The sequence below is a fragment of the Acinetobacter tjernbergiae DSM 14971 = CIP 107465 genome, from assembly GCF_000374425.1.
GTDB classification, from domain to species: Bacteria; Pseudomonadota; Gammaproteobacteria; order Pseudomonadales; family Moraxellaceae; genus Acinetobacter; species Acinetobacter tjernbergiae.
Genome location: NZ_KB894384.1, coordinates 1 through 12687 on the forward strand (window position 1 = coordinate 1; position 12687 = coordinate 12687).

General features: G+C 38.0%; 9 protein-coding genes and 1 pseudogene. 5 read left to right on the top strand and 5 right to left on the bottom strand.

The features are described 5' to 3' along the window. Positions 1–110: 110 nt before the first annotated feature. Positions 111–1676, top strand: coding sequence for an alkyl hydroperoxide reductase subunit F (gene ahpF, locus C502_RS0117465; RefSeq protein WP_018678895.1), 1566 nt, complete (start codon positions 111–113; stop codon positions 1674–1676). Between the two features lie 49 nt (positions 1677–1725). Here ahpF and C502_RS0117470 read toward each other — a convergent pair whose 3' ends face one another. From C502_RS0117470 to dnaE, 5 genes are all read right to left on the bottom strand, one after another. Next, entirely contained in the window at positions 1726–3744 is a 2019-nt protein-coding gene (locus tag C502_RS0117470) for an esterase/lipase family protein (protein ID WP_018680057.1), read from the bottom strand. A 119-nt stretch (positions 3745–3863) separates the two neighbouring features. After that, positions 3864–4763 (bottom strand): ABUW_2363 family tetratricopeptide repeat lipoprotein, encoded by a 900-nt coding sequence (locus C502_RS0117475; protein ID WP_018680058.1) that lies wholly within the window; start codon positions 4761–4763, stop codon positions 3864–3866. A 113-nt stretch (positions 4764–4876) separates the two neighbouring features. Next, complete coding sequence (cysE, locus tag C502_RS0117480) at positions 4877–5689, bottom strand: serine O-acetyltransferase (RefSeq protein ID WP_018680059.1); 813 nt, start codon at positions 5687–5689, stop codon at positions 4877–4879. Further along, a complete protein-coding gene (locus C502_RS0117485; protein WP_018680060.1) occupies positions 5682–6521 on the bottom strand; it encodes an RNA methyltransferase in 840 nt (279 codons plus the stop codon). The genes cysE and C502_RS0117485 overlap by 8 nt, the downstream gene beginning before the upstream one ends. A gap of 13 nt (positions 6522–6534) precedes the next feature. Beyond that, complete coding sequence (gene dnaE / locus C502_RS0117490) at positions 6535–10098, bottom strand: DNA polymerase III subunit alpha (RefSeq protein ID WP_018680061.1); 3564 nt, start codon at positions 10096–10098, stop codon at positions 6535–6537. A gap of 215 nt (positions 10099–10313) precedes the next feature. On the opposite strand from dnaE, the gene C502_RS0117495 reads away from it, so the two are divergent. The 4 genes and pseudogenes from C502_RS0117495 to C502_RS19045 form a co-directional block, all read left to right on the top strand. Next, positions 10314–11210: a tetratricopeptide repeat protein gene (locus C502_RS0117495; RefSeq protein ID WP_018680062.1), complete on the top strand. Its 897-nt coding sequence runs from the start codon at positions 10314–10316 to the stop codon at positions 11208–11210. A 234-nt stretch (positions 11211–11444) separates the two neighbouring features. Beyond that, positions 11445–11864 carry a hypothetical protein gene (locus C502_RS0117500; RefSeq protein ID WP_018680063.1) on the top strand — a complete coding sequence of 140 codons (420 nt, stop codon included), beginning with the start codon at positions 11445–11447 and terminating at the stop codon, positions 11862–11864. A 215-nt stretch (positions 11865–12079) separates the two neighbouring features. Continuing rightward, positions 12080–12373, top strand: a complete 294-nt coding sequence (locus C502_RS0117505) for a hypothetical protein (protein ID WP_018680064.1) — start codon at positions 12080–12082, stop codon at positions 12371–12373. Between the two features lie 115 nt (positions 12374–12488). Then, positions 12489–12687: pseudogene (locus tag C502_RS19045) on the top strand (IS982 family transposase); the annotation flags it as partial.

Below are 12687 nucleotides of genomic sequence, written 5' to 3' on the forward strand. Positions count from 1 at the left end.
CCGATTATTTTCATAAAAACATACTGTTTTACCTATTTATATATTTTGCGTACTATAGCTTCATTGAATGAATTTAGCTGATTTAAACTGCTTAGAATTTGGAGAAATACATGTTAGATCAAAATATTAAAACGCAATTAAAAGCTTATTTAGAACGTTTAGAAAGTCCAATCGAGTTGGTCGCTGCTTTAGATGACTCGGACAAAGCCGCAAAGATCAAAGAACTTGTGACTGAAATTGCAGAACTTTCTGATCAAGTCACGGCACGTTTTGATGGTTCAAATACTCGCCGTCCTAGTTTCGGTGTAGCCAAAGCAGGCGAACAACCACGTGTGTTCTTTGCTGGTTTACCGATGGGACATGAGTTCACTTCTTTGATCTTGGCTTTATTACAAGTGTCAGGTTATGCGCCTAAAGTGTCTGATGATGTGTTAAATCAAATCAAAGGCTTAAACTTGAACTCAAATTTTGACGTGTTTGTCTCATTGAGCTGCCATAACTGTCCAGATGTGGTTCAAGCCTTAAACTTGATTGCCATCTACAATCCAAATGCAACTGCAACCATGATTGATGGCGGTTTCTTCCAAGATGAAGTTGAAGAACGTAAAATCTTGGCTGTGCCAATGCTGTTCCAAGACAACGAACATATTGGACAAGGTCGTATGACTTTGGAAGAAATTGTTGCTAAGTTAGATACCAACTCAGCTGAGAAAGATGCCACAGCACTCAATGCCAAAGATGCTTTTGATGTATTGGTGATCGGTGGTGGCCCTGCAGGTGGTACAGCGGCGATCTACGCAGCACGTAAAGGCATCAAAACAGGTATCGTTGCTGAACGCTTTGGTGGTCAGGTCATGGATACCATGGACATTGAGAACTTCACCACAGTTCAAAAAACCGTAGGTCCAAAGTTTGCTCAAGATATGGAAGCGCATGTACGTGAATATGGCGTGGACATTATGAACTTGCAACGCGTGAGTAAAATCACAGGTGCAGATCAAACTGCCAATGGTCTGGTTGAAGTTGAATTGGAAAATGGGGCTAAGCTTGAATCGAAAACCATTATTCTTTCAACAGGTGCACGTTGGAGAGAAATGAATGTACCGGGTGAAGCTGAATACCGTACCCGTGGTGTAGCGTACTGCCCACACTGTGATGGCCCACTCTTCAAAGGCAAGCGTGTTGCGGTGATTGGTGGGGGTAACTCAGGTGTAGAAGCAGCAATTGACCTTGCAGGAATTGTAGAGCATGTGACGTTAGTTGAGTTTGATACCAAGCTTCGTGCAGATCAAGTGTTGCAAGACAAGTTAAATAGCTTGCCAAATACCACTGTGATTTTGAATGCACTCAGTACAGAAGTGGTGGGTGATGGTGCTCAAGTAACGGCGTTGAAATATAAAGATCGTGCCACTGATGTTGAACATACGGTAGAACTTGCCGGAATCTTTGTACAAATCGGTTTATTACCGAACACCGATTTCTTGAAAAACAGTGCCGTTGAACTCAGCAATCGTGGTGAGATTGTGATTAATGATCGTAACGAAACCAATGTCAAAGGTGTATTTGCCGCAGGTGACTGTACCACCGTGCCGTACAAGCAAATCATCATTGCGACAGGTGAAGGCGCGAAAGCATCACTGTCTGCTTTTGATTATATGATCCGTTCTGGCGTGTAAATGATTTAATCTAAAAAAGCCCCAATGATTTGGGGCTTTTTTATTGTCTTTAGTTCTTCGGTTTATATAAACCATGATCGACTAAGTGTTGACGTAAGATACGACGTAATTCCAAGACTGCTTCTGGTGTTTCTTGAATAGAGTGACCACCGCGAAAGATTTTTTCAGACACAGCCCCATCCAAATGCGCGCTCTTATATGGAACGATGCCGTCTGTAATCACATTCGGATCATCACTTTTAGTAATATTGCCCATAATAGAATGGAAAACTAAGCCCTTTTCGGGTGGGATACTGGCTGTCAGTTCCATAAATTTTGACTTTTTACTGAGATCGCTTGGTCCATTTTGAATGACATCATTGGTCAGTGTTTTGACAAAATCTTTTAAATCAACATCATCACTGGTCAGTGTATCTGCAAGGGTCGTTAAGAAAGTTGCAGGAAGTTTAATAATTTTTCTTGCTGCTAGAGTAAACCAACGGTCTGCATAATCTGTTCCTCGGTGTGGTGCTGCGAGAAAAATAGCTCGATCAAAATTTTCAATTGGCTTCATTTTGAGTCTTTCACCAATGACAGGGTGTTTTCTTAGACGTGTTTGTTGGCGATTATTCATCAATTCTAAAGCTTGTTTAGAAATATCTGCATCACTCACTAAAAGCCGACTAATAATTCCACCCATACTATGCCCAATTAAAACTGCATCTTGAGCCGCCGCATCTTTAGGATTAAGCGAACCAAATGCTTGTTTTAATAACGCATAAATTTGAAAACGGCTTTCCAAAATTGGCATATTGGTTGAGTAAAAAATTTGCCAAACTTGATAATGTTCTCTTAATATTGCATCACCCATAATGTCGTTAGTTACTGCAATCCATGCTTCAGGGCTACTTGCCAGACCATGTACTAATACAATGATTTTCTTATTCGGGTTATAGGGTTCCAGCATATAGAGATGAGGCATTGCCAAATGCTGATCGCGGTCAATTAAGGTCAAATATGCAGCCGCACCTAAATTGTTTTCTGCTAGCCATAAGCCATAGGGTGCGGAAAAATTTGCTGCTAATGAATATGGTTTACCGGCAATTTCTACTTTCTCAACGCTATAAGGATCATAAACCTTAATTTCAAAATTCGGATTTGTTAAAACATCTTCTATCGTTGCATTCGATTTTTTAGGTTGAGCAATAATTGTGGCTGCTAAATAGCGTGCTTTATGGATATTAGGATTTATCCCTTTAGGGTAATCATGGGTTAAAGGATTAAGAATATATTTATTTTCTGGTGATGATGAGTCGGTCGATGGAAAAACTGCGACAAAATCAGAACCGAAACCATCACGGCGGTTAATCGCTCTTAATCCAGAAAAATTCATGTTGTAACTGGAAATAAATTTTTCAAGCTTCATGTTTTGTAGGCGTTGATATGCTTGAATATCAATTGTATAAGTACTTTTTCCAATTTTAATCGTTGGGGTAAGATTGGTCGATGGATTCCTTAAACTATGACCATTCACCAATTGAGTAAGTGCCTGATTGTAGAAATCTCGAATTTGTACTTGGCGGTTATCAAAAAGTCGTTCTTGTGGCTGACGTGATGTTTTGAATAAATATGCATAACTATAACGAATACTTTTATCCAAAGCTTCAAGCTTCTGATCTAAACAACTTTCATAATTTTGCTGAATTAACTTTTGTTCATCAGCAGGTTTGTGTTTAGACAGTTTACTTATTTTACATTCTGATGAGTCTGAAAGTGACATGGCTTTAGCGAGATATAATTCACTGGCTGCCGACAATAATTGTTCGTCTTGAATCTGAGGAATTTTATGTAAATCTGCAATGCATTCATTCGGGGATTGCATACAAATTTTTGCTTCTTTACCTGACATCGATAAGACATTCAGGCTCGCTTCACTTAACTTTTTCTGAGTTAGTATGCTGTTACGTTCATTGGCTATGGTGACATCAACTGCTTGTTGTTTAAGGCTAACGACCTGACAACCATTTAAAGCAATTGTTGATAACAGCGTGAAGGCAAATAGATATTTGTTTGAATTAGATGCTTGCATTATCAAGGAGCAAATTTAGCTGGAAGATTCTAGCTATAATACGAAAAAAAGATGTTTTTTCAATCAACTTAAAAAAATAGACTGTTCTGAACAGTCTATTTTTACAAAACCACAAATCTTTAATTTAGAACTTGCCAAACATTCCAGCGTTTTCCAGATTCAACTTCTTTGATGAGTTGATCAGCTACTTCTGCTTCGTCTGGATAATTAATTTTATAATTCTTTAAGGTCTGAATTGCATTTTTCTTTTGCTCTAACCAGAGATAGTTATTGGTTGCAGAAAGGTAAGCTTCTTGGATACCACCTTTCATGGCTTTATCTAAATAAGGAATGGCTTCACGTTGACCACCACCTTCAGATAAACCGAAACCAAACCAAAAGTTGGTTTCAGGATCATTTGGACTGATTGCCAAAATTCGCTGCGCATAATTGAGTGACTTGGAGGTGTAGGCTGTGCCTAGATCAAGATTACGTGCCATCACACTGGCTTTAAATGCACGAGTGAGTATATCAAGTGAGGCATTTGGTTTTTCGGCTAGAGCATCAAGTTTTTGGGTTAGTTCTTTGAGTTTAACTTCATAACCTTTGCGCTCTTGGCGTTCTGGAAAACGTGGTGGGTAATGGCGAGCTTTGCCTTCAACGAGTTGAAGGAAATCGTCAACTTCAGTGACATCAATTTCATTCTCACCAGCAAGTACCGCGTATTTCATGTTGCGTTGATTCTGATCAATTGTTGGAACAATCAGTTTATTCACATCAAGTGTAGTTGATTTAGATGGATCACTTTGGAGTGAAACCACCATTTTTGTTACAGGTTGAGTAGATGCATCTTTAATTGCAATTTCAAAGCTTGGTGGAGCATCATATTTAGCTGGATTTAAAGCATAAAATGGAGGAGTCGGATCTGGTTCTTTAAACACAAAAGGTTCAGCGACTTTTTCTTTTTTTGCAGGTGAAATACCACAGGCCGTTAAAAAAGAAGTCGAAAGGACAAGTAGTGCCAAAGGCTTAAAATTCATGCTTTACATCCATTAATTTTAGTTAAATGAGAAGTAGATCGTTGGTTGTACCAGTCTAGGAAAAGCAAAACCAACTTGCAATGAGAAGCTTGTTACATTTTTTATAAATTGTATTATGTTGTCGAAGTTTTGTTCTGAGCTTCACACTCGCGTCTAACTTCTTCAATAATTTTAAGTTCTTCTTTACTCAATGGTTGATTTTTTGAGTTTTGAGGTTTAAAAGTTGGATCTAATTCAGACAGCCGTTGGCAAAGTATATTCATACGCTTTTCATTTTTCTGCATACGATCTAGTAGAACACGGATGCCTTCTAAAATAGGGTCTGATTGATCCTGCGTGGTTGCATAAGGTTCGAAACCAATACTTTCAGCATAATCACGACGACGTACTTCATCTGGTTCAATTTGGTTTTTATTTTTGAAAATATAACGTGCAGGGTTACCCACAGCCGTTACACCTTCAGGAACTTCTTTGGTGACAACCGCATTAGAACCTACTTTTGCACCTTTATGCACAGTAAATGGTCCTAGGATTTTAGCTCCAGCACCAACGACTACACCATCTTCGAGTGTCGGGTGGCGTTTACCTTTGTTCCACGTGGTGCCGCCTAATGTCACACCATGATATAACGTGACATCATCACCAATCTCAGCTGTTTCACCAATCACGACACCCATGCCATGATCAATAAAAAACCGTTTACCAATTTTTGCGCCAGGATGGATTTCGATTCCTGTAGCAAATCGACTAAATGAAGAGAGTAGGCGTGCTGAGCCTTTATATTCTTTCTTCCATAGTTCATGCGCCATGCGATGCATGATCAATGCATGAATACCTGGATAAGTGGTGAGGACTTCGAGCGTATTGCGAGCCGCAGGATCACGTGCAAATACAGCCTCAATATCTTCTTTAAGCTGTTTAATCATTGGAATGATCCTCCGTATTCGTTTTTTTCCAAGAGCCTTTGGCTAAAGCTTGTGCGCGACTAAAAATCCCACGTAATAAATGATACTCCATACGATCTAATTGTATCCTTCCGAATAAACGACGCAAGCGTAATGGCAGTAAACGGGGATTATTGGGGTCTAGAAACTCAATTTCAGTGAGCATTTTTTCAAGATGAGGGTAAAACTCTTCCATTTGCTGTTGAGTTACCAAAGGTTCATCCCATTCCATGCTTTGCTGTTGTTTGAGTTGCATGTGATCATCTGGTACAGCTGTAACTTGTGAATTTTGTTCAAGTGCTGCCATTCTCAATTCGTAACAAACTACTTGAATGGCTTGGGCAACATTTAAAACGCCATATTCAGGATTAACAGGAATGGTTAAATGATAATTGGCTAAAGCCAGTTCTTCATTGGTCAGACCACGATCTTCACGGCCAAATACAATTGCAATATTCTGCTGTTGGCTCGCACCTTGTAAAGCTTCCTTCGCAGCAGGACGTACATCCAATAATGGCCATGGAATAGTACGACTACGCGCACTGGTTCCAAAAACCAAATGACAATCTTGAATGGCTTGTTCTAGAGTCTCAACGATTTCAATTTTTTCAATTAAGTCTTGCGCGCCAGCAGCCAGAGCATCAATATCTGGGTGAGGGTAGATTTTCGGTGCAACTAATACAAGTTTTGATAAACCCATCGTTTTCATTGCACGTAACGCACTACCAATATTGGCTGGGAGTGTGGTATTGACCATCACAATACGAACATGATCCAAATGTTTGGACATGCTATTTGAGTCAAACAAGTTCATATATCATCCAAAATTAAGAATATTGAGAAACTTCAGCTTGATAAAGGTCTAAGGCTTCATCCATTGACATATTTTCAGGAGGAGGAGCGACAACCGCTATTTTAGGTGCTTCAGCTACTTTGGCAGCTTTGGATTTCACTTGGTATTCGATGAAGATAGACTCTTTACCAAAGTAATCACGTAACTTGCTGAGCAGCTCATCTAATGGCACGACTTTCCATTGTGCACCCAGATGTAATTCTGCGGTTGCAAAACTTTGTTCAAGTTGGATTTGCAAACCAATATGTTGACACATATCAACATTACAATAAGGTAAAAGCATTGTTTGTAAATCCTTGGCTAAAGATTTGCTCATTAAATCTTTAGCTAACCGAATTTGAATGCTTTGTGCTCGTTTTTGTCGTATTTCATTGAGGCTAAAAGCTTTACTCAAACGAGCCATTGGGCGATCAAAACCCTCACGCTCATAAATTTCGCCTTCAATCACGATGACTTGTTCTAAGCGAACGATGTCTTTATAACGTTGGAAGCGTTCGTGATTACAACTAATTTCAACACGAGCTGTCCCATCATCAAGGGTGATCATAATGCGATTTGGGAAGTTTGCAATATCAACCACTAAACCTGCAAAAACGGTCGTTACACCACGACGTGTCGGGGTGAGTTCATTTAATTTTGCTGGAATAAATGACTTTAATTCTGGGCGATAGACATCTATTGGATGACCTGTGAGGTACAGGCCAAGTGTATCTTTTTCACCTTTGAGTCGAACTTCATCTGACCATGCTTTAACGGGTTTTGCAGGTTTACGTTGAACTTCTTCAACCTCACCAAACAAATCCATAATCCCTGTTTCACGGTTACTTCTTGCTTGGTCGGCTGCTTGTACGGCTTCTGGCAATTGTGCCATTAAACTCGAACGTTCAATACCAAGACAATCCAACGCACCTGCACGAATCAAGGCTTCTAGGGTACGTTTATTGATTTTTTTCAGATCAATACGATGGCAGAAATCAAATAAGTCTTTATATGGACCTTCTTTAATCCGTGAGTCGATCACTGACTGCATCGCTTGTTCGCCGACACCTTTGATTGCACCTAAACCATAAACAATGGTTTGTTCATCACTGGCGTGGAAATGATACAAGGACATATTCACGGAAGGCGGAAGCACTTCCAATTTATTATTGCGACAGTCATCAATTAAGAACACGATACTGTCGGTATTTTGCATTTCCGAAGATAAAACGGCCGCCATAAACTCAGATGGATAATGTGCCTTTAACCATGCTGTGTGATAGGCAACAAGAGCATAGGCTGCGGCATGTGATTTGTTAAAACCATAGCCTGCAAACTTTTCCATATAGTCAAAGATATGGTTGGCTGTCGCTTCATCAATCTCTTTTTCTGCTGCGCCTTCAATAAAGATTTGGCGTTGTTTGACCATTTCTTCAGGTTTCTTTTTACCCATGGCACGACGGAGTAAGTCCGCACCGCCAAGTGTATAACCTGCGCAGAACTGTGCTGCCTGCATCACCTGTTCTTGGTAAACCATAATTCCGTAGGTGGGTTCTAAGACACCTTCAAGTAATGGATGTAGATATTCGAACTCACCACCATGCATACGATGGATAAAGTCGGGGATCAGATCCATTGGGCCAGGGCGGTATAAAGAAACGAAAGCAATAATTTCTTCGAATTTACTTGGTCGTGCTTCCTTAAGCATTTTTTTCATGCCGACGGATTCAAACTGGAATACCGCAGTTGTATTCGCATCAGCAAAGACTAAATAGGCATCTTTGTCATCCAACGGAACATTGGCAATTTCGAGTGGAATCTCAGATTTAATTCTTTTATTAATATTTTGAACGGCATCTTCAATTACTGTGAGGTTACGCAAACCCAAGAAGTCAAATTTGACTAGACCTGCTGCTTCAACATCGTCTTTATCGTATTGCGCGACACGGCTAGTTCCATCTGCTTCACAAAGTACCGCTGAATAATCGGTAATTTTGCCGGGTGCAATGACCACACCACCTGCATGTTTCCCCGTATTCCGTGTGATACCTTCAAGCTTAAGTGCCATTTCCCAAATTTCAGCAGCATCATCATTATCTGGATTTGATGGATTGGTCACGATATCTTTGAGCTGTGGTTCCATGTCAATCGCAGTTGCTAAATCAACACCCAGTGGCTTAGTTGGAATCATTTTAGAAATTCGGTCAGCCAAACCGTAAGATTTACCTAAGACACGCGCAACGTCTCGAATTGCACCTTTCGCAGCCATCGTACCAAAGGTTGCAATTTGTGAAACTGCTTCACGTCCATAGTTTTGAGCGACATATTCAATGACTCGATCACGACCTGCGATACAAAAATCAATATCGAAATCGGGCATTGAAACACGTTCTGGGTTTAAGAAACGTTCAAACAGCAGATCATAACGCAGTGGGTCAAGATCGGTAATCATTAAGCTATAAGCGACCAATGACCCCGCACCAGAACCACGTCCTGGCCCTACAGGGACGCCATTATTTTTTGCCCATTGAATAAAGTCCATGACAATCAGGAAGTAACCAGGGAAACCCATTTTTAAAATAATATCGACTTCGTATTTAATACGATCATCATAAGGTTTACGAATTTCAGCCCAATCCTCATCACGTTTAACAATTGGATAAAGATGATTGAGACGTTCTTCTAAGCCTTCACGAGATAAATGTTCAAAATAAGTATCAATGGTATGACCATCAGGAATCGGGAAGTCGGGTAAAAAATAAGTACCTAGTTGCAATACCACATTACAACGTTTTGCAATTTGATAAGTATTTTCAATCGCGCTTGGAATATCTGAAAATAGTTCAGACATTTGTTGAGTCGTTTTTAAATATTGCTCAGAACTGTAATTTTTCGGGCGTTTATTATCCCCTAAGACATAACCATCAGCGATACATACGCGCGCTTCATGTGCTTCAAAGTCACTTTGCTCAACAAAGTGAACATCGTTATGGGCAACAACACCAATTTGATATTTTGCGGCAAGTTTTATTGCTTGTTGGATAAAATCTTCTTCGCCCACACGTTCAGTACGTACTAAAGCTAAATAAACACGATTGTCAAACTTTTCAATCCATGCTTCTAGTAATGGTTCTGCTTTTTGTGGATTGGACGAACAAAGCATCTTTCCAACATCACTATGCTGTCCAAGCAAGACAATCAGATCTTCTGATTGTTCAAGTAACCATTCTTTTTGTATACATGGGATACTGAGCTGTTGCCCTTCAATAAAACCACGTGAAACTATCTCAGTTAGATTTCTCCAACCTTTATTACCCATGGCTAATAGTGTTGCTCGATGTTCGGCATCATTAAGTCGAATAACACTACCTAAAAGAGGTTTGATTCCCTTACTTAGGCAGGACTCATAAAATTTGATAGCTGCGTGTAAGTTAGATAAATCGGTGAGCGCAAGTGCAGGCATTTCATCTTTAACAGCAGCTTTGACCAAATCTGGTATGCGAACAATCGATTCTGTAATCGAAAATTCTGTGTGTATACCGAGATGAACAAACTGCATAGGAAGATTATCCTTTTCAAAACTAACGCATAGTTTAGCATGCAAACAGAAATTGACATGCTTAATATTTTGGCAAACCGTCTATTTACTCTATTGTTTTTATAGAATAATAAAAATTAACATTTGATTTTTAATGAAATATAAATTTGTGTTTACATAAGTGGTTTAGTCGCTAGAATGTATTTGCATAAAAATGTACCAAAATAGGTTAAAGAATGAAATTAAAGAATATCGTATTTTCAATATTATTGAGCAGTAGCATCTTTACTGTAGTTCATGCTGAAGATGCGTCTTTTAGCCCAGAACTTGTGCAACAAGCTAAAAGTGGCGATGCAGTTGCCCAAAATAATCTTGGTGATGCTTATTATTATGGAAATGACGTTGATCAAGATTTTGGTAAAGCATTAGAGTGGTTTAAAAAAGCGGCTGCAAAAGGTAACGCTGATGCACTATTTTCTGTTGGATATATGTATGACTACGGAGAAGGGGTAGAAGAAGACAATCCTACCGCCTTAAAATGGTATACACAGGCAGCCCAAAAAGGACAACTATACGCACAGTATTACTTGGGTTATTTATACCTCTATGGTGATGACGGCGTTAGTATTAATACTAAAAAGGGCCTGGAATGGATGACCAAATCTGCGGATGCAGGATTAGATCTTGCTCAAGCTGAATTAGGTCATTTATATAATGATGGGAATGATGAAGTCGCTCAGGACCTTAAAAAAGCATTACATTACTATCAGTTAGCTGTAAAGCAAGATGAATCTTCAGCAATTAACAATCTTGGTATTTTCTATTTGGAAGGCAAAGCAGGTTTAAAGCAAGATTACAAAGAAGCTTTACGTCTTTTTACTTTAGCTTCTAAAGCGGAAAATGGTTTAGGTTCTTCAAATATTGCTTATGTTTATGAAGAAGGTAAAGGTGTTGAGAAAAACTATAAAAAAGCAGCCGAATATTATTCACTTGCGGTAGAACAGGGGGAAAATGAAGCATTGTTGGATTTGGCTCGTCTATATGAAAATGGCGGTTTTGGCTTAGCTAAGAATTTAAAGAAGTCGAAAGAGTATGAAGCTCAGTGGAATGAGTTACAAACTGAGAAAAACTAATTTTTAAAAGTGTTAAAAAAGCAAAGAGGTGTAGGTGGCTCTTTGCTTTTATATTTATCTAGATATGGGAAAATTGAAAAATTATTCAGTCTATTGAGACACTTGAGCAGAATAAATTTTCATATATACCAGAAAAAACATTTGGAGCATATAATCTAGAGCAGCAAGGAGATGCAGTTAGAGGAATTTATTATGAGAAAATTCCAAATATTATTCTAGGGAGATGAACAGAAAATGAAAGATATTAGAATTTTCTTATTTTTTGTAGCTGCTATTTTAATGAGCTCATGTAGCTATGTTGGTGAAATAAATGTTAATGGGAATCTAAACCAAGGAGTATTTTTTAAAGTTATTCCAAGGAATGTAAGTTTTTTAAGTTCATTTAAAATATATCAGATTGATGTAACTACTGGGAAAAGAAATAATTTTGGCTTGGTGGAAAATGTATGGAGCATAACAAGTGATGGACAAAAGATAGATGAATTTAAATATGGATTTCTACCAAAAGGTTTTTCAGAAAATAGAAAAGCACACAATTTAAATGTTGATACTATATATACTGTGTCAATAGATGGTTCAATGACATTAGGCCCATTTTCTGCTATCTCTTGTTTTTATATAGATAAAAATAAAATTGCTAGAATAATGAGTTGATAGATTATTTTATTTTTCACCTATATTAATATTGGATTTTAAGCTAAATATAGGGGGCGAGTTTAAATGTTAATTTTTATAGAAATTTTATTTTATGGCTATTAAGTTCTTTTTGTTATAGTTCAGATTATAAACAAAAGTCAATTATTACTTCATATCCATTATCAAAAAGTTTGTATGATGATAAATCTGTAATTCCTATTGATAGGGTGAAAATGAATAGGGTTGTAGAAAAAATATCAACTTTAAGATTTGGTGACACTAGCTCTACAGTTGTTAAAAAAATAGGTTATCAACCTGATGAATATTTCATATCACCGAATAAAAGTCTTGTGAATTCGAGTAATCACTTGATAATGAACTATATTTTTTATCGTCAACCAAACAGAAAAAATAAGTTAGTTATGGATGAGCTATCATTGATACTCATATTTTCAAAAGATGATAAACTTATTTCTGTAATAGATAATTCTATATTAGATCATCCAAAGGGAATTCCTATTCAATGATGAGTTTTAATAATATTATTTATTAATTAACCCGAATCGTGGATAAAAAATTGACTTGAAAAATAAAAGAACTAGAGCCATCAGTTGAGTTACCAAACCTAAAGCTCTAGTCCTAATGTTCAATAGTACCGAATTATTCTGTGTAATCGATGATTTCTTTCTTAAATTTGAATCAACTTATTGGAAGTTTCTCAAACAAATCCGCTACTCTTTAAGAATCAGAACTGCACAGCTGACCATCTCGGAAATTAGCTTTATCGCCATTTGGTATAAGTGTTCTCACTTCAGTAATTTCAAAGCCTTTTTCACATGGT

Coding starts and splice junctions, on each gene's coding strand:
- ahpF (WP_018678895.1), top strand. CDS start 111: ATGTTAGATCAAAATATTAAAACGCAATTAAAAGCTTATTTAGAACGT.
- C502_RS0117470 (WP_018680057.1), bottom strand. CDS start 3,744: ATGCAAGCATCTAATTCAAACAAATATCTATTTGCCTTCACGCTGTTA.
- C502_RS0117475 (WP_018680058.1), bottom strand. CDS start 4,763: ATGAATTTTAAGCCTTTGGCACTACTTGTCCTTTCGACTTCTTTTTTA.
- cysE (WP_018680059.1), bottom strand. CDS start 5,689: ATGATTAAACAGCTTAAAGAAGATATTGAGGCTGTATTTGCACGTGAT.
- C502_RS0117485 (WP_018680060.1), bottom strand. CDS start 6,521: ATGAACTTGTTTGACTCAAATAGCATGTCCAAACATTTGGATCATGTT.
- dnaE (WP_018680061.1), bottom strand. CDS start 10,098: ATGCAGTTTGTTCATCTCGGTATACACACAGAATTTTCGATTACAGAA.
- C502_RS0117495 (WP_018680062.1), top strand. CDS start 10,314: ATGAAATTAAAGAATATCGTATTTTCAATATTATTGAGCAGTAGCATC.
- C502_RS0117500 (WP_018680063.1), top strand. CDS start 11,445: ATGAAAGATATTAGAATTTTCTTATTTTTTGTAGCTGCTATTTTAATG.
- C502_RS0117505 (WP_018680064.1), top strand. CDS start 12,080: ATGAATAGGGTTGTAGAAAAAATATCAACTTTAAGATTTGGTGACACT.